The following is a 17,798-nucleotide window of genomic DNA, read 5'->3' on the forward strand; positions in this document are numbered from 1 at the left end:
AGTGATTCAAATGTCAGAAAGAACAGGTCAGACGGATACCGATCAATATAAAATAAAAAACATAGGGCCAAAACAAACGCCAAGTGAAGTACATGAGATGGTCACTGCAGACCAACCCGACGAATTAGCTGCACGAGAACAAAAAAACAAATTTGGGGAATAAATAACGAAGCCGCCTATGTCTACCTCAAAAATGAACGCAGCAATAGAAAAGGAGATAAATCTAATGAGGTTCACCAAGAACTTCCGTTCTGCGACGGCAGAGGAATGGTTCATTTTTCTCCCCTCATTTAGTGACCCTGCATCTCATGGCGCTGCCGGCAAAGCGATAATCCATTACAACCTTTACGGAAATCGTGATGTTTTTATTAATACAACAGTGATTTTTGATGATCGCCGCCTACATAAGCCAGAGTATCACATGCTCGTTTACGCCCTGGCTGATGAAATCATAAATCGCCTTGTTGGATATGCAGATACCCTGTTGTCCGTTCATTCTGGTCAGAATTCCTACCAGGCTGAATGTATCGAAAATGACCCATCCCCATAAAAATCTGCAGTTGAAAAGACTTGAAATTAACCCGTAGGAGATCAATCTTATGAAAGAAAAATGTTTTTATTGTGACCACGAATTCGAAGAAGGAAAACACTATACCGTTTCATTTTTAAGAGATGGTGATGAACAAATGGAACCATTATGTGCGGTTTGCTACACTGAATGGCTAGAAGGTATTAAAGAATAGCCAACTTCATTGGGGTTATGGCCATTGTTCTCTCCCGATCTACACCTAAGCTGCCTCCAAATATTATGGTTATCGTCATTGCTGTTACAGCAATATCCTCATTCACGATCCCTTCGTATGAGATGAGTACAACCATACGATTATTGACCTTTCCGCCCTTTCTTATTGCTTTAATCCCTAATGGAACGTACGAGATCGCTACCTTTTCCAAGTATGTGTCCTTTAGTTCTGTGACCTCACTTTCTTTGTCCCTTTCCTCTTCCTTATTGCTTCATTGATTTTTCGTCGAAAGGAGAAGAGCGAAATGACGGAGCATCATCCGTCTTTTTTTGTTCCACCCCATTTTTGGAAAACACTCAATTCTTTCCATTATTCCACTATCTTTAATGTTATAATTGCTAAATATTAACCTACATGAAAATTGTAAGGAAGTGATGACGGATGGAACGATGGAAGAGAAATATGTGGGTTTTATGGATCGGAGTTTTTTTCACTTCGGCCAGTTATTCTATGGTTATCCCCTTTTTGCCTCTGTTTCTTCTACAGATCGGTGTCCACCAGCACACTGAAATTTGGGCTGGAGTATTATTCAGTGCAGCATTTTTGGCAGGTGCCATCTCCTCACCTTATTGGGGCATGTTAGCGGACAAATATGGAAGAAAGCCGATGATCATTAGAGCTGGTTTTTCTCTTTTTGTCATCTATACGCTTACCGCCTTTGTGAACAATCCCTATGAATTGCTGCTTTTGCGGATCATGCAGGGGCTTCTGACGGGATTCATTCCAGGAGCCATCGCTCTAATTGGTACGAATACACCAAAGAAGAATGTAGGTTATGCACTGGCCATGATATCAACAGCAACGGCTTCTGGCGGTATCATTGGACCTCTGCTCGGTGGCGGTATTTCCACGTTAGTCGGAAACCGCTGGTCGTTTGCCAGCGGAGGACTATTGGTGCTATTATCAACGATTCTCGTCATCTATATGGTAACTGAGGATAATTTCACCCCATGTACAACGAGAGGATCGGTCATTAATGATATACGTACAGCGAGAGCTAACCGCCCATTTATGTTGGTCCTGTTATTAACGATGGTGACTGTTTGCTCGCTAATGACCATTGAGCCTGTCCTGCCTTTATACATAAAAAAATTAGGCGGCTCTGTCGAGAATATTTCATTCCTGGCAGGTGTGATCTTTTCACTGCCTGGTATTGCAAGTATTTTATTTGGAGCGTTCTGGGGTAGATTAGCAGATAAAATCGGGTTCCGCACGATTTTGATTATTGGGTTATGCGGCGGCGGAATTGGCACGGTAGCACAGATTTTGTTTCACGATATATGGGGATTCTCCATCATACGATTTATTTTCGGCATCTTCTTCTGCGCGGTCTTTCCTGCATTAAATGGTCTGGTTGTTAAACTCACACCAGATGACTTTAGAGGCAGAGCCTTCGGACTCAATCAAACCGCTAATCAGATCGGAGGGATGCTCGGTCCCGTCCTGGGAGGTTTTATCGGTGGAGTTTTCACGATCCATACTGTCTTTCTCATAACGGGAATCTTCCTCCTGATCGCTATGGCAATCGCATGGAAGTCGAATTGGAAGAATACAAGTACTAAAAGGCACGAAAAATTCAGAAGCACCTCTACCTCGGTATAGGTGTAATAGGTTACAATTTTTTTAATCCTGCCCCTTCAGCTAGATGGGCCTGTAACAGCAATACGCAAGTAAAAAAGACAGAGAAATACCTCTGTCTTTTTTTATTAATAAAAATGGCATTTCTCTATCCAACGTAGTTTATGCAACGTAGAAGAACTGTTAAAAAAAGACAGCACTCGAAATTACAGATTTTTTATAACACCCATTTCCATGGTTTTTCATCAATATCTTGGGATTATAGATGTATTATTGAAGAAATCACGTTCGTTTAAAGCTATGTAAATTTAACAATTCATGTATTACATATAAAAGGAGAAGGGATAATAATTCCATAAGGGGGTGAACCATTTGAGACATCTTAGAGCATTATTAATAAAATTCATTGCAAGTTTTGCTATTTTGTACATTGTCTTAGGATTCGTAGATGATGTATCTTTTCGGGATATATTTACCATTTCTCTCGTTTTAACAGTAGTGGCTTACGCTTTGGGTGATTTAACAATATTGCCCAGGACAAATAATACGGTGGCAACTGTATCTGATTTTGTATTAGCTTTTGCTGTTATTTGGAGTATGAGTGAAACGATGACGTATCAAGAAAACACGTTTTTTAATTCCTTTATTGCCTCTTTAGGAATCGCAATTGTTGAATATTTTTACCATAAATATGTTTCTAGAGAGGTACTAAAAAACAGCTCTGATGCTCCTAATAGAATGCAATTTCAGACAGAAGCATCAGAAGAAATCAGTCCACATACTCGACCAGAAAATAGAGACAAGGAATAATCGTTGTATAAGAAAAAGGCCGGCATTCGAAGCTGGCCTTTTTCCTTCCCTTACCTGCTGTCCAGTTTTGGCAAGATTTTTTAATACCCTCTTTTAAAATCCACCTTATTCTGAAGCACCCTGTTACCTTCGATTCTTTTAAGTGTTTCCACATAACAGGCTGCGCCCTCCTCAGGTGTGGTGACTGCTGAGATATGGGGGGTGATATGAACATCGGGATGATGCCAAAATGGGTGGTCTTCTGGCAGGGGCTCATGATTAAATACATCGAGCACAGCAAAACTGACTTGACCTTGATTTAAAGCCTGAATCAGCGCATGATCATCAACCGATGCACCTCTTCCTACGTTTATAAAACCTGCATCAGTTAAATGATGAAAGATTCGTCCATCAAAGAAATGGGCTGTTTGGTCCGTCAGGGGTAACGTATTAATGACATAGTTCATTTCTTGTAACCGCGAGAAATGAGAAGCTACAGTCAAGACCTCTTCAAAATATTCTTTGTTCTTCCCTGTTAACGACACCCCATATACTTCCATCCCTAATCCTGAGAAAATCTTCGCAGCCGTTTGGCCGATCTCACCAGTTCCATATACCATGATTTTTTGTGTATTTAATAATCCAGGTGTCAAGGGATGCCATTTTTTTTGATTCTTTAATTTTTGAAAGGGGTCATGTAACTGTAAATCCTTAAGTATGTAGCTCAAGCAATATTCGGCAATTCTTTGTCCAAAGGAACAAATCGTTCTGGTTAATAAGACATCTTCGTTCCACTGTTTTTTGTATAAAAAACAGTCAACACCCGCTCCCAGGGAGTGCACCCACTTAAGTGAACTGTAGTCATAATCGGACTTCAAATTAAAGGAGGCATAAGCATCCGCCCACACCAAATCCTCCTGCGTCATCTCCTCTTCAGGCAGAAAGCGAAAATTTTTATGAAGCTCCTCCTTATCAATAATCGTCTTAAGTTTGTTGTACATGGGGCTTACGACTAGTAAATTATTAATTTTTATTTTTCTCACCTCTCTTTTTACTAAAAGGAACTGAATCACTTCATTATAATCCAAAAAGTCTTCAGCATGTTTAAAACACCCCTGTCAATACAGGGATGTTTACCTCCTTCCATTTCAATCAGGCAGATCGATTTCCATATCCATCAGAGCTGAACTCAAACTTTTCCCATGGCGATCGATGGCAAGGGAGCGAGTTACACCCCCGCCTAATGCGTTTTCCATAACGAAATTTAGAGCTCCGATCTTAGGGAGTTCATATCGTTTCACGTCTCCCTTCACAATTTCCTGAAAATACTCTTTTACCCGATCCGCGGTTACAGTATTTTTCACCTTCTCATAATCACCCATTTCATAGACGATGACAGAAACATTCGAGATATTTCCTTTATCACCTGTTCTGGAATGGGCAATTTCCTTTAGTTTCAACAATTACACCTCCTCGCAAAGAACGTCGATATGTATATCACTTTCCGGGATGAGTATTGAGGCAATGGAAACGATATCCTCAATGTTGACCCTTACTCCCCCGCCTCCTGCTGGTCCATTCGTATAGAGGGCTTCTACTTCTTGTCCTATTGCCAGGGCATCCTTCTGTTCGCTGGTCCTTGCCGCAATTCGTAACCGAACCTCTGAAGGCAAGTTGTTCGGATTCAATGATTTTGATATAGACTCCCCGTACAATGAGGAAACGCCGATAAAATCAATGGTAAAATCCTTCATGTGAATATTCGAGTGTTCGATCCTTTTCCTTATGATTTCCTCAGCCAGCTTTGCTCGATGAAAACAGCCTGAACCCCCATAGCTGATTTCGGCTTCTACAATGTAACCGTCCTGATATCCTACGCTTGTTTTATAAAAGCCGCTTTTTCTTGTTCCTGTCGCTCCCGTGACCAAAACATGATCAGGAGACGTCTCGTCCACTTCAATTTGGGAGAAATCCGCGATCACATCAGGGGTTAAATACATCGCCGGATCATGAATTTCATACACGATTTGTTCCTTTACTGTCGCAGTAGAAACAACCCCGCCTGCCTCAGGAAGTTTACTTAAAGTAATATCCCCATTCTCATTGATTTCAGTGATAGGAAAACCGACATTCCATAGGCCTTCCACTTCTTTATAGCCAGGATCGGCAAAATATCCTCCAGTTACCTGGGCTCCACATTCCAGTAGATGGCCTGCTGCCGTCGCTTTACCCAGCCGTTCGTAATCTGCAGGCTCCCAGCCGAATTCATGCATCAACGGGCCGACCGTTAGTGAAGGATCAGAGACCCGCCCAGTTATCACGATATCCGCATTTTCTTTTAAAGCCCTAACAATTCCCTCCATGCCGATATAGGCATTCGCGGAAATAATGGATGTTTGGATTTCTTTCAGCTTCTTCCCAGTTTCCATCACGGTTAGCTCCAAATACTGCCCGATGTTCGAATACACGTCATCTCCTGTAACTGCAGCAATTTTGAGGCCGCGGATTCCCCGTTCCTGTGCCATTGCTTTGATTGCTTTCGCTGCTGAAACGGGATTGGCAGCACCCATATTCGTAATCACTTTAATAGGGTTTTTAGCACACAAGGGCAATATTTTATCCATTCGATACTCCAGCAATGGATTGAAGCCCTTTTCTGTATCCTTCAATTTTTCTTGTTGAGCTAAGGCAATGGTTCGTTCAGCCAGACACTCAAAAATGATATAATCCAAACGGCCGTTTTTCATTAATTCTACGGCAGGCTCAATCCGGTCGCCGGCATAGCCTGCACCTGCACCAATCCGTATCGTCCTCACGTTCTTCTCTCCCATCCGTTTGTCCGCTTAAGAAGAAAGGACCCCTGCTAATCTCAGTATCCTTCTGGCCCGATCCACAACTGGCAAATCCACCATTTTACCGTCCAGCTGCAAAACACCGGAGCCGTTTTCTAATGAATGTTCAAAGGCTTTCACTAATCTTTCCGCGTCTTCTATCTCTTCTTGTGTTGGAACAAAGACCTGGTTAACCAGCTCTATCTGGTCAGGATGAATAACCAGTTTTCCCTGAAAGCCCAGCTGTTTGATCAATGTCGTTTCTTTCAAAAACCCTTCGCTGTCTCTTATATCAACGTACACCGTGTCAATTGGAGCTTCTATGCGGGCCGCCTTGGATGCTATCACGATTTGGGACCGTGCATAAAGCAGCTCTAATCCGTCTTTCGTCAGATCCGCCTGGATATCCAATGCGAAATCCACGGATCCAAACGCCATCCGTAATACACGAGGGCTTGCTGACGCGATTTCAAAGGCTTGATGCAGCCCTAAAGCGGATTCGATAAGAGGAACAATTTTAATATCGGGTGTATCCATGTTCCTATTTGCTTCTAATTCGCTGATCATGCGGTCAAGAAAAAGGATTTGTTCGCTCGTTTCTGCCTTTGGCAAGACAATCCCTGATACACCCGCAGTTACCATACTCGTCAGATCCTCATAAAAGTAAGGAGAGTGGCAGCTGTTCACTCTTACAAAATTCACTTTTTGTTTATGAAGAGCGATTGCTTTTCTCACTCTTGACCTGGCCATTTCTTTTTCATTTGGAGACACAGCATCCTCCAAATCAAAAATGAGCACATCAGCACTCAAGCTGCCTGCCTTCTGTAATTTCTTTTCATCCGACCCTGGAACAAACATCCATGTTCGATATCCATTCAATCACATCACCACTCTCTTAAGCTCTTACAAAACTCCTATTGTCCGATAATTATCAATAAGAAGGTCATACGCTTTTTTATCTTTATACGATCCATACGTTCCATACCCCGAAATTCCACAGATGATGAGATGCGGATACTTTTCCTTTAAAACATCGGAACCAACCCAAGCCGGTCAACTGCCCCAGGTTTTAGATTCTGAATAAAAACATCCGCTTCCGATAGAATTTTTTCCAATATACATTTTCCTTCTTGCTGCTGCAAATCAAGTGTGATTGACTCTTTTGAGCGATTGAGCCAGACAAAGTGGCTGGACATGCCCTTGGCGGCTGAATCATAATGACGGGCAAAATCCCCGGTGACCGGCCGCTCAACTTTTATGACTCGTGCCCCTAAATCCGCCAGTTGTCTGGAAGCAAAAGGCGCCGCTACGGCCTGCTCCAGCGTAACAACTGTTATTCCTCCTAACGGCAGCATGTATATTCTCCCTCCTATTCAATGAAATTTAGAAAGAAATAGCTCCGGTTATAAGCGCAACAACCGTCATAACGATCGTCGTCCCAAATGCCCAGAAGAAAATACTCTTTTGAAGGTCACCGAGATCCACCTTACACAACCCTAGCAGAACAAAGACCGATGGATTTAATGGGCTTAACGGAAACCCTGTTGTTGCGTTTCCGAGTAATGCGGCTCGGCCGATGTCTAAAGGATCAATACCGAAAGAGGCGGCTGATTCGCTAAGGATCGGAAGCACTCCATAATAAAAGGCATCTGGGGAGAAAATTAAGCTTAACGGCATACTAATGACGGCTATTAAAGTCGGCAGGTGCGGACCCATCCAATCCGGTATGATAGAGACCATAGACACGGCCATGGCATCGAGCATTTTTGTACCTGAAAGGACACCTGTGAAAATACCGGCTGCAAAAATGGTAAAGCACACCATTACCATGCTTTTTGCATGTGCGGCGATCTGTTCATTCTGTCTTTTAACATCAGGGAAATTCACGATTAAAGCAAGGGCAAACGCAAGGATAAACAAGACAGGTACCGGCATTATTTCCATGATTAAAACCGTTATAAGAACAACTGTTAGAATAAGATTGAACCAGAACATTTTTGGCAGGCGAGTTGCCGGCATGTCCAAAGCGGCCGCTGTCTCTTCTTCCGCATTTTTCCCCTGATGATTCGTCCATTGAACAACTCCAAGACGTTTTCGCTCTTTTTTTCCAAGTACGTACGAAACAAACACAACCCAGGCCATACCTGCAAGCATGGAGGGAATAATCGGATTAAACAGTTGTGAAGAAGAGGCATCCAGTGAGACCATGGCTCTTGCCAGCGGTCCTCCCCAAGGGATGATGTTCATGACTCCTGCACCAAGGGCCACGGTACTCGCCAGGATAAGAGGATTCATGCCCAGCCTTTTATAAACAGGGAGCAAAGCAGTGATTGTAATCATAAACGTCGCAGAACCATCACCGTCTAAAGCCACGATTAACGTAATGACAGCAGAGGCCATCACGATTTTGAGCGGATCTCCTTTTGCGAATCGAATCAAACGGGAGATCATCGGATCAAACAATCCTCGGTCAATCATCAATCCAAAATATAAGATAGAAAAGCCGATCATGATGCCCGTCGGTGTTACTTTCTGGACGCCTTCAAGCATCATTTGTCCCATTTCAAGCCGAAAGCCTCCGATCAGGCCAAAGACAACCGGCACGAGTGCGAAAGCAATTAATACTGAAATTCGTTTCGTCATGACCAAATAAAGAAACGTAGCAATCATTAAAAAACCTAAAATAGCCATTCCCTAAACCCCCTTAATATCCATTGATTAGAAAGCGGTTACAATTCCTTGATAGACGCTTAAACCACGTCTCCTACACCCTCTGTTCCATATTCCCTCCTCTCACCTGCTGCAGGTGGCCTGTAAGCCTCCGTTCCGTCATTTCTTTAACCTGACTTACGCAATCCATCAGCCTGTCAAAATCAATGCCTGTTTCAATGCCCATTTCATTAAGCATAAATACAAAGTCTTCGGTCGAATCATTTCCTGCAGCACCTGGTGCAAATGGGCACCCCCCGAGACCGCCAATGGCAGTATCGAAAGAGGTAATTCCAGCCTGCAAAGCAGCGAATGAATTCGCTTTGGAAAATCCGTATGTATCATGGAAGTGTGCTGTAACTTTACCCTTTGTGCCGAGGTCTAATGTTTTTGAAAATAACTGATAGACCTGGTTTGGATTCGCACGGCCGATCGTATCGCATAAAACAATTTCATCTACCTCTAACGTTCCCAATCTCTTCACGATATTCAATGTTTTTTCTTCTGCCACAAGACCTTCATACGGGCAGTGAAAGGCGGTAGCGATACTGAATCTTACAAACATGTTCTCGCTTTTTGCCTCTTCTACTACTAATGATAGCTGGTGAAGTGATTCTTCTACGGACATCCGAACATTCTTCTTGTTAAACGTCTCGCTTGCCCCGGCAACAAGAGCAAGATTTTTAGCTCCCGCATCTCTTGCCCGTTCAAATCCTTTTTTGTTCGGAATAAGGACCAGGTATTGCACATCTGGCTGTTGATCGATGTTTCGATAGACCCTATCGGCGTCTGCCATTTGCGGCACATGCTTTGGCGAAACAAACGAGGTGGCCTCCATCCTTCTGATCCCCGTCTTTCCTAAGGCGTGAATAAGCTGCAGTTTCTTTTCGGTCGGGATAAACGTATTTTCATTTTGGATGCCATCCCGCGGTCCCGATTCAATGATTTCTACACGTTTCGGTAAATTCATCAGCTGCTCTCCTTCCTGTCATTTCAGAATTCCTGTTTCGTTATTGATAATGATTCCTTTCTCTTGCCATTCTTCATATCGGGTCTTTGTGATACCCAGCTTTTCTTTTAAAACTTCTTCCGTATGTTCTCCAAGCTTAGGACCGGGCCAGTTAATCTTTCCAGGTGTCTTGCTCATTTTTGGAACAATACCAGGAACCTTAAGTTTTCCCAGCCCTTCTACATCCAGCTCGCAAATCATTTTACGAGCAATAAAGTGCGGATCTTGCATCATATCTTCCACACTATAGATGGAGCCGGCAGGTATGTTGTATTCATCCAATATTTTTAGTGCATCCTTTAAGTTATGCTGTATTGTCCAGCCACCGATAACTTTATCGAGGTACTCCGCCTTCTGTACTCGTCCATGATTGAAAGCATAATCAGGATCATCTCGCAAATCTTCTCGATTGATGGCTTCCATCAGCCTTTTAAAGATGCCATCCCCATTTGCTCCGATAACAACGTACTTTCCGTCTTTGCAAAGGTATGTATTGGAAGGTGCTATTCCTGGCAGAGTACTGCCCGTTCTTTCACGGATCACTCCGTATTGGTCATACTCTGGGACAGCACTTTCCATCAAGCTGTAGATCGCCTCGTAAAGTGCGACATCCACACATTGCCCTTCTCCGGTTTGATCTCTATGATAGACAGCCATTAAAGCTCCCATAACGGCATAGAGAGCAGTTACAGAATCTCCTAAACTGATTCCTACTCTTGTCGGAGGACGATCAGGATACCCGGTTAAATACCGAATTCCTCCCATTGCTTCCCCAATACTGCCAAAGCCCGGTTTATTCCGGTATGGGCCATCCTGGCCATAACCTGAAACACGAACCATAATGATAGAGGGATTATATTTCTTTAAGTCCTCATAACCAATGCCCCACTTTTCCAGCGTGCCAGGTTTAAAGTTTTCAATAATAATATCGATCTCTTTAGCAAGCTCTCGAATGATTTCCTGCGCTTCTTCCTTTCGAAGATCTAAAGAGATGCTTTTCTTATTCCTGGACTGCACATACCACCATAAAGAAGTCCCCTCATGCAGCATTCTCCATTTCCGAATGGGATCCCCCTTTCCTGGCGGCTCAACTTTAATAACCTCAGCACCGAAATCCGCCAATAATCTTCCGGCGAACGGCCCCGCTATTAAACTGCCGATTTCCAAAACCTTCAGCCCGTTTAACGGCCCGATCTTTTGTTTATCCATCATACTCCACCCCATTTAGTAGATTAGCCCCGAATGATGTAAGCGCTTTACGTACGCATAAGCGAACTTGTTATCTGTTTCCAAAATTCTGATAATTATAATAATAATTATCTATGTTTTCTTTGTCAACGGTTAACCGTTGACGAAATTCTTTCACAAACTCCTTGAGTTGTTGTAAACTATTAATTAGACAGAAAATAACGACTTGAACTTATGTTTTATAGGAGGTCTTGAATTGAGGGAAATACAAAAAACAGAACTTTTGCATAGTCAGGTGTATACGATCTTAAAAGCAATGATCATGGATAGTGAATTCCGACCTGGAGAACGATTGGTTGAGACGAAGGTCGCCGTACAGCTTGGCGTCAGCAGAGGAACCGTTCGGGAAGCCTTCCAGATGCTGTTAAAAGATGGTTTGCTCACACGGGAAAATAATGTCATATTTGTTTATAATCCTAGTGTTCAAGATATAGTGGATGTATATGAATGCAGGAAAAGTCTCGAGTCTCTTGCCGTCAAATTGGCAACTGCTCATATACAGGACGAGCAGCTGAATGAGCTCGGCTTTGTTCTTGAGGAATCAAAAAAGGCTGTAAAATTAAATGATGCACAAACCCTTACCAATCTAAATCAAAAATTTCACGATATGATTGACATCGCCTCCGATAATAAACAGCTCATCCAATTATGCGATGTGATCAAAACAAAAACGCTTTATATCAGGAATAATGTTTTAAAAAATCATTTTAAGAACTTCTCAGATTTTGTTGATGATCACGAACGGATTTATTTGGCGATGAAGGAACGAAATGCCAGTAAAGCCGAACAGGAAATGCTTTCACATATTGAAAAGAGCTTTGAAACGATTCAAAACGCTTTAAAATAATCCAGGTGCCTGGCACGCGGTTATTAGTGAACAAAATCCCTGATCCTAAACGGATCAGGGATTTTGCATTATTGCACTCATCCTGTTTCATCAGTTACTTTCTGCCTGATTCATTCTCCGACTATCTGCTGATTTTACTTTCGAAAAACTAGAATTTTTTGGGATAAATTGCACTTAACATATTATTCCAACCGCGTTAGTCTAGGGTGGAATAAAAAAACGGGAGGATGGATAAGGTTGAGACTGATTAAAAAAGTAACATCCTGCATCTTTGTTGCCTTTTTAAGTATTACATTCCTCGTCGCCCCAGGGGGCTTTACGAGCAAAGCTATAGCGGAGACACACACCTATGACGGTAAAGCCCCTTCCTACAACAATTGCGATGACTCTGGTGTGACGAAAAAATCCTTGAAGATCACCAATCCTGATGGCTCTTATGCCACCCTGCAATTGAGATTCAGCACCACATGCAAGACAGCGTGGGCCAAGATCACTTTGAGCAGACCAGCCAAAACAGATGGTGAAGCCACTGCCTTGGTCGTACGAAATACAGATAATAAACAGTATGGGTGCCACAATGCTGGCGGTAACGGAGAAATCAACAAAGGGCAGACTTCCTGTTACACCCCTATGGTATATGACTTGGATCCCCGGAAAGCAAAGGCAGTTGGATTTTGGCCGTATACCCGTGGAGAGACAGATTGGTATTAAAAAAGAAAGGATGATTTTTGTTGAGGAAAAAGATCAAAGGATTTTTTTTGTCCATAGCGATCATTGCAGCTGCAATCATTACATCTTTCGGTACGTTTGAACAGTCTGCCCATGCAGAAAACCATTCGTATGACGGAAAGAGTCCATACTACAATAACTGTGATGACAGTGCGGTTACAAAAGATAAAAAATGGATCGACTCTGTTTCTTACGTAGAGCTGAAGTTTAGCACGGCATGCAAAACCGCTTGGGCAAAGGTAACCATCACCCGAAAAGCGACATCCAATTATGAAGCGGATGCAAGGATTGTGCGCAGTACGGATGGCAAAGCGCTAACGTGCGACAGTTCAGGCGGAAACGGTTCGGTAAATACGGGACAAACTTCCTGTTACACAGGAATGGTATATGATTATGACCCAAGAAAAGCAAAAGCACAGGGCAAACATGCCATACCAAACAGTGATGCCTATAAAGTGGCCGAAACCATCTGGTACTAAGTAAAAAGCGTCATGAGTTCAGATTTGGGCTTATGATGCTTCTTTCATGCTTCATAAAAGGAGGAGATGATCGCATGGAGTTCCAAGCTCAGAAAAAAGTGGATGATGAAGGTGCAAGAGAATCATTGTTTACAAGATTGGCAAATGTATTGTCAAACTGGTCCCATAAATATGTTCCGGATGCCTTTGTGATCGCCGTTCTTCTGACATTGTTCGTTCTGCTCATCGGCGTTTTTATGCATCCTTCAGAGCCGATGAGCATTATAAAATCATGGGGAGATGGCTTCTGGGCATATTTAGCTTTTACCATGCAGATGGTTTTGTTAATGGTGACTGGCATGACGCTGGCAAGTGTGCCTTTCTTGAATAAAGGACTTCAATCGATAGCAAGGTTAGCAAACACCCCACAGAAAGCGTATATACTGACATTCTTGATCAGTGCTTTTGCATACTATATCAATTGGGGATTGGCGGTCGTGGTTGGCGCCATCATGGCAAAAGAAGTAGCCTCTAAAAATGCTTATTCTCATTTCCCTTTGCTTGTCGCTGCTGCTTATGCTCCTACTGCCCTATATAGTGCAGGGCTATCAAGCTCAATTGGACTTACTGTTGCAACATCGGACCACTTCCTTATGAAACAAATGGGAGTCATTCCCACTTCACAGACCATTTTTAGTCCTTCCACAATCATAATTTTTCTTGTACTTTTAGTCACGATGCCTATTATCATCTTATTAATGGCCCCAAAGAAAAATATCGTTGCTTATAAAGGACAACCCCAGCCTTCAAATACAATAGTTCAACCCCAAAACGTAACAATAGCAGAAAGGTTAGAATGGACTCCTTTTTTGGGAATCGTTCTCGGTGCCATCGGGGTAATGTATTGCGGGTATGAATTCCTTCATGGACGCAGTCTGGATCTGAATATTATCAATATCTTTTTCTTGTCTTTAGGTTTGTTGTTACATGGCTCATTGAATAACTTTGCCAAAGGGTTTGAGGAGGCGACTCAAACCATATCTCCTCTTATTCTCCAATTTCCTTTCTATGCAGGTATCATTGGCGTTCTTGGAAGTTCAGGGCTTGGAGCAAACATTATTGAATGGATGGCCTCCATAGCCTCTAAAGACAACTTTGATCTCTTTACATACTGGTCAGCAGGCTTAGTTAACCTTTTGGCTCCTTCAGGCGGCGGCCAATGGGCTTTACAAGGACCGCTACAAGTTCCCGCAGGTTTAAAACTAGGTGTTGATCCAGCAACCATTGCCATGGCTGTTGGGTGGGGAGATGCTTGGACAAACTTGATTCAGCCGTTTTGGGCACTTCCCTTATTAGGAGTACTTGGCTTAAAGATTAAAGATATCATGGGATACTGTTTTATTCTCTGCATTTGGACCGGGATTGTTACGAGTCTACTTATGTTGTTCTTATATTAAATTGAATATAAAGTCTCATTCTACTCCTCATCCCCTGTGTATAAGCATGATGGTGAAACAAAAATTCAATCCAAAATTTTGCAGAGGGGAATGAGATGATGAAGCGAATTCGTGTCTGGTATTGGATCTTCACAGCATTATTGTCAGCCTTAATGCTAGCAGGTTCCATTCCTGATATTCTATCTGTTTCTAGTGCTGTCGATTTATTTAATCATTTGGGCTATCCTGACTACCTTTTACCTTTTCTTGGCGTTGCCAAATTATTAGGTGTCATCGCCATTCTGGTTCCAGGCTTTCCAAGATTAAAAGAGTGGGCTTATGCGGGGTTTGTCTTTGATCTTGCCGGTGCCATGTATTCCACTATCGCAGTCGGAGATCCGTTCAGTTCATGGGTAGGTTTTTTTGTTGGATTCATTCTTATTGCCGGTTCTTATGTTTTCCATCACAAAAAGTTAGCTTCAGCAGTGACGAAAGAATCAGTATAACAATAATTTGTCAAACATATAGAAGGCAGAATCCTTTTTCCAAAGGACCTGCCTTTCTTCTTCATTCGAAAACTACTTCAAAAAATTAAGAGCGGAAAATGTGTAAAGCTTCACTGTTTGAACAAGCTCCTCTATATCAACATATTCATCGGCATGGTGAGGGATATAGCGATCACCTGCTCCTGTAGTAATAATTGGCACCCCAGCAAGATGAAGGAACGTGCCATCTGTTGCCCCCGGAACACCATTATAGATAGGAGGCTTTCCCGTCAATTCGGAATAAGCCTTTGCCACAGCCTGAACAACTTCATGATCTTTTGGTGTCTCTGTCCAAGGGCGGTCTTCGATCACTTCAAGAGATGCACTAAAAAGATCATCTTCATTGCTGAGCCGCTCAATGATATCTTCCATATTCCTTCTGAGTTGTGAATGATCCTGTCCAGGTACCGTCCGTATGTCGAGAGAGGCCATACATTGTGAAGGAACGACATTGATTTGTGGTTCTCCTTTTACGGGTGATTGAAGGATAGTTGGCGTGATACTCGGCCAGCCGAGATAAGGATGTTCTCCCAGCCTTTCTTTTTCCGCTTGTTCCAGTTTATCCAATTCCACAATCAATCTTGCCATTCTTGTGACAGGATTGATTCCGGTGAGCGGCATTGCGCCGTGGGCCATTTTTCCAAACGTTTTCAAAACGATCCGCATTGCACCCTTTTGAGTTATACATAGCTGGTTTTCCTCTGGTTCACAAATAATCGCTCCATCCACATCTTTAGCCCAGCCATTATTAATAAACTCTTTTATTCCAATCATCATGCCTTCTTCGTCACAAGGAATACATAGTATAATTTTACCTTTGAAAGGAATCTGTGATTTTTTCAAAGAATGAACAGCAGAGATTGCAGCAGCTAAATTTCCTTTTGTATCACAAGAACCTCTTCCGTATATTCTCCCGTTACTGATTTCTCCGCCAAATGGGTCATAGGTCCAGGAGTCCAGGTCCCCTTCAGTTACCACATCTGTATGCCCTTCAAATAAAAGTGTTTTACCAGGAAGGCCAGAGTCATAGACCGCGATCACATTTGGCCGTCCTGGCACTACCTCTTCATAGTAGACCTCCAGCCCGATGTCCTTTAGGTAGTCAAGGAGGAAACGGGCAACCTTCTCCTCATTACCGCCTTCAACATTGGGACGATAAACACTCTTTATCCGGATGAGTCTTCTTGTCAGCTCGACTACTTCTTCTTCATCAACATGGTTCAGAATCGATTCAATGGCAGTTGTCATTACTCCCTTCCTTTCCTAAGTGATTTTCTGACGTCTTTACTTGAAGGAAAGTTTACAATTCCTTCAGCGTTCAGAATGGCTTGGATGACTGCTTCTGCTAAAACGTCTGCTGCCAGGGTTCCAATGAGGTCTACTGAAGCGCTCACTTCTCCAGTAGCGAGAGAAAATATGGTGTCCCCATCATACATCGTGTGCACAGGATAGATCGTTCTTGCTAATCCGTCATGAGCCATGGAGGCGACTTTTGTCGCTTGTGACTTTGTTAAATCAGCATTGCACGCGACCACAGCAATCGTTGTATTCGTACCGACAGTTAATGGAATCTCGGGCTGTTCAAGCATCCACTCCAAGCTGCTCCTGATATATCCCAGATCATCTCTTGCACCGGCAATCACTTCTCCAGTGTTCGGATATCTAATTTCGCCTATGGCATTGACAGCGACAATAGCACCTACGATTAAACCATTGGGCAGGTTGAAAGAGGCAGAGCCAAGGCCTCCCTTCATCGCACGATGATGGCCAGCCACTTTACCGACCGTAGCCCCGCATCCTGCCCCAGAGTTACCCAAGGGAAAATGTCCCTGTGCTGCATTTGATGCGGCCTGATAACCCATTTTTTGATCAGGCCTGGCCAAAGGATCTCCAACCGGCAAATCAAACAGGACAGCTGAGGGAACAATCGGTACAACTCCTACGCCAACATCCAAGCCAACCCCTTTATCTTCCAAAAATCTCATAACGCCGCTTGCCGCATCAAGTCCATAGGCGCTGCCTCCCGCCAGGCAGATACCATGTACCTTCTCCATGAGATTCAGCGGGTGAAGGAGATCCGTTTCCCGGGTCCCTGGAGCTGATCCCCGAACATCCACACCACAAACAGCACCATTTTCCATCACTAATACAGTACAGCCCGTATAGCCTTTGCTATCTTCTTCATTGCCGACTTTAATGCCCGGAACATCGGTGATATTCTGGAAATTACCCACTACATTTCTCCAGAGATCTTGGATTTTTTGTTTCCGCTGTGGTCCAGTCTTTTCCAAGCCACAACTACAGCCAGCGTGATGATCACGGAGACTATAGCTTCAGGAATCCCATTGGTAACTGCAATTGTAACCGCGACCCCAGGTGCAATATAGCCTCTGACTACAGCCATGATTAAAACGAGGAGGGTATTCGTAAATGCTCCTATAAAGCCTGCTACACCGATAGCGGCATATTCGTTTACTCTTTTCAAGGAGAGATATGAGAAGTAGGCTGTGACACCAATAAACAATCGAGGAAGAATCGCGACGAGAGGATCCTTGAAAAGCGGAATCGTTGCATCCAAAAAGGATGAAACTCCGAAGATTAATCCGATGACCAGTCCAACAAACGGACCTTGCATTACCCCTCCAATGATGGCAGGAACATGCATGATGGTTGCGTTCCCGGCTGCTGTTGGAACAGGAATGAAGCCTAACCGTGTGACACCAAGCAAAATAGCTACTGCCCCCAATACACCTGCAATGACAATCTTTCTAGTCGTTAATCCTCTTTCCATTTGATTACCCTCCTTATAATTGAAA

19 protein-coding genes and 3 pseudogenes are annotated in these 17,798 nt (G+C 43.2%); 11 read left to right on the forward strand and 11 right to left on the reverse strand.

All coding sequences use genetic code 11. From position 1 onward, the window contains the following. The first annotated feature begins 10 nt into the window (after positions 1 to 10). The 6 genes and pseudogenes from QYF49_RS15410 (at position 11) to QYF49_RS15435 (ending at position 3,191) form a co-directional block, all read left to right on the forward strand. Positions 11 to 163 carry a hypothetical protein gene (locus QYF49_RS15410; RefSeq protein WP_290400504.1) on the forward strand — a complete coding sequence of 51 codons (153 nt, stop codon included), beginning with the start codon at positions 11 to 13 and terminating at the stop codon, positions 161 to 163. 15 nt (positions 164 to 178) lie between these two features. Continuing rightward, entirely contained in the window at positions 179 to 550 is a 372-nt protein-coding gene (locus tag QYF49_RS15415; protein ID WP_425589594.1) for a hypothetical protein, read from the forward strand. Between the two features lie 49 nt (positions 551 to 599). After that, a complete protein-coding gene (locus tag QYF49_RS15420; protein WP_290400505.1) occupies positions 600 to 743 on the forward strand; it encodes a hypothetical protein in 144 nt (47 codons plus the stop codon). Positions 744 to 802: 59 nt separating this feature from the next. Beyond that, positions 803 to 913: pseudogene (locus QYF49_RS26015) on the forward strand (spore germination protein); the annotation flags it as partial. A gap of 271 nt (positions 914 to 1,184) precedes the next feature. Further along, on the forward strand, positions 1,185 to 2,405 hold the full coding sequence (locus QYF49_RS15430; protein WP_290400506.1) for an MFS transporter: 1,221 nt from the start codon (positions 1,185 to 1,187) through the stop codon (positions 2,403 to 2,405). A gap of 348 nt (positions 2,406 to 2,753) precedes the next feature. Beyond that, entirely contained in the window at positions 2,754 to 3,191 is a 438-nt protein-coding gene (locus tag QYF49_RS15435) for a YndM family protein (protein ID WP_290400507.1), read from the forward strand. A gap of 80 nt (positions 3,192 to 3,271) precedes the next feature. Here the strand turns inward: QYF49_RS15435 and QYF49_RS15440 are convergent, their stop codons facing one another. The 8 genes and pseudogenes from QYF49_RS15440 to QYF49_RS15475 form a co-directional block, all read right to left on the reverse strand. Beyond that, on the reverse strand, positions 3,272 to 4,213 hold the full coding sequence (locus QYF49_RS15440; protein ID WP_290400508.1) for a D-2-hydroxyacid dehydrogenase: 942 nt from the start codon (positions 4,211 to 4,213) through the stop codon (positions 3,272 to 3,274). Positions 4,214 to 4,318: 105 nt separating this feature from the next. Beyond that, positions 4,319 to 4,630, reverse strand: coding sequence for an AtuA-related protein (locus QYF49_RS15445; RefSeq protein WP_290400509.1), 312 nt, complete (start codon positions 4,628 to 4,630; stop codon positions 4,319 to 4,321). A 3-nt stretch (positions 4,631 to 4,633) separates the two neighbouring features. Beyond that, positions 4,634 to 5,986 carry an acyclic terpene utilization AtuA family protein gene (locus tag QYF49_RS15450; protein WP_290400510.1) on the reverse strand — a complete coding sequence of 451 codons (1,353 nt, stop codon included), beginning with the start codon at positions 5,984 to 5,986 and terminating at the stop codon, positions 4,634 to 4,636. 27 nt (positions 5,987 to 6,013) lie between these two features. After that, positions 6,014 to 6,880 (reverse strand): HpcH/HpaI aldolase/citrate lyase family protein, encoded by an 867-nt coding sequence (locus tag QYF49_RS15455; RefSeq protein ID WP_290400511.1) that lies wholly within the window; start codon positions 6,878 to 6,880, stop codon positions 6,014 to 6,016. 24 nt (positions 6,881 to 6,904) lie between these two features. After that, a pseudogene (locus QYF49_RS15460) lies at positions 6,905 to 7,356 on the reverse strand (CoA transferase). A 28-nt stretch (positions 7,357 to 7,384) separates the two neighbouring features. Continuing rightward, positions 7,385 to 8,692 carry a CitMHS family transporter gene (locus tag QYF49_RS15465; protein ID WP_290400512.1) on the reverse strand — a complete coding sequence of 436 codons (1,308 nt, stop codon included), beginning with the start codon at positions 8,690 to 8,692 and terminating at the stop codon, positions 7,385 to 7,387. 73 nt (positions 8,693 to 8,765) lie between these two features. Further along, positions 8,766 to 9,680, reverse strand: coding sequence for a hydroxymethylglutaryl-CoA lyase (locus QYF49_RS15470; RefSeq protein ID WP_290400513.1), 915 nt, complete (start codon positions 9,678 to 9,680; stop codon positions 8,766 to 8,768). A gap of 18 nt (positions 9,681 to 9,698) precedes the next feature. After that, complete coding sequence (locus QYF49_RS15475; RefSeq protein ID WP_290400514.1) at positions 9,699 to 10,931, reverse strand: CaiB/BaiF CoA transferase family protein; 1,233 nt, start codon at positions 10,929 to 10,931, stop codon at positions 9,699 to 9,701. 232 nt (positions 10,932 to 11,163) lie between these two features. On the opposite strand from QYF49_RS15475, the gene QYF49_RS15480 reads away from it, so the two are divergent. The 5 genes and pseudogenes from QYF49_RS15480 (at position 11,164) to QYF49_RS15500 (ending at position 14,943) form a co-directional block, all read left to right on the forward strand. Next, positions 11,164 to 11,814, forward strand: a complete 651-nt coding sequence (locus QYF49_RS15480) for a GntR family transcriptional regulator (protein WP_290400515.1) — start codon at positions 11,164 to 11,166, stop codon at positions 11,812 to 11,814. Positions 11,815 to 12,051: 237 nt separating this feature from the next. Further along, positions 12,052 to 12,525, forward strand: coding sequence for a DUF2690 domain-containing protein (locus QYF49_RS15485; protein WP_290400516.1), 474 nt, complete (start codon positions 12,052 to 12,054; stop codon positions 12,523 to 12,525). Between the two features lie 107 nt (positions 12,526 to 12,632). After that, positions 12,633 to 13,022: pseudogene (locus tag QYF49_RS15490) on the forward strand (DUF2690 domain-containing protein); the annotation flags it as partial. 74 nt (positions 13,023 to 13,096) lie between these two features. Next, positions 13,097 to 14,458: a short-chain fatty acid transporter gene (locus QYF49_RS15495; protein WP_290400517.1), complete on the forward strand. Its 1,362-nt coding sequence runs from the start codon at positions 13,097 to 13,099 to the stop codon at positions 14,456 to 14,458. A 95-nt stretch (positions 14,459 to 14,553) separates the two neighbouring features. After that, the gene (locus QYF49_RS15500; protein ID WP_290400518.1) at positions 14,554 to 14,943 is read left to right on the forward strand and encodes a DoxX family protein; all 390 of its coding nucleotides are present in this window, start codon (positions 14,554 to 14,556) and stop codon (positions 14,941 to 14,943) included. A gap of 72 nt (positions 14,944 to 15,015) precedes the next feature. On the opposite strand, the gene QYF49_RS15505 is transcribed toward QYF49_RS15500, so the two are convergent. Genes QYF49_RS15505 through QYF49_RS15515 form a run of 3 tightly spaced genes read right to left on the reverse strand, consistent with a single transcriptional unit; the run spans position 15,016 to position 17,773 of the window. Beyond that, positions 15,016 to 16,230, reverse strand: a complete 1,215-nt coding sequence (locus QYF49_RS15505) for a M20 family metallopeptidase (RefSeq protein WP_290400519.1) — start codon at positions 16,228 to 16,230, stop codon at positions 15,016 to 15,018. Further along, complete coding sequence (locus QYF49_RS15510) at positions 16,230 to 17,216, reverse strand: P1 family peptidase (RefSeq protein WP_290400520.1); 987 nt, start codon at positions 17,214 to 17,216, stop codon at positions 16,230 to 16,232. The genes QYF49_RS15505 and QYF49_RS15510 overlap by 1 nt, the downstream gene beginning before the upstream one ends. Further along, entirely contained in the window at positions 17,216 to 17,773 is a 558-nt protein-coding gene (locus QYF49_RS15515) for an ECF transporter S component (RefSeq protein ID WP_290400521.1), read from the reverse strand. The genes QYF49_RS15510 and QYF49_RS15515 overlap by 1 nt, the downstream gene beginning before the upstream one ends. Positions 17,774 to 17,798: the final 25 nt, after the last annotated feature.

The organism is Fictibacillus terranigra (assembly GCF_030412265.1).
Lineage (GTDB): Bacteria > Bacillota > Bacilli > Bacillales > Fictibacillaceae > Fictibacillus_C > Fictibacillus_C terrinigri.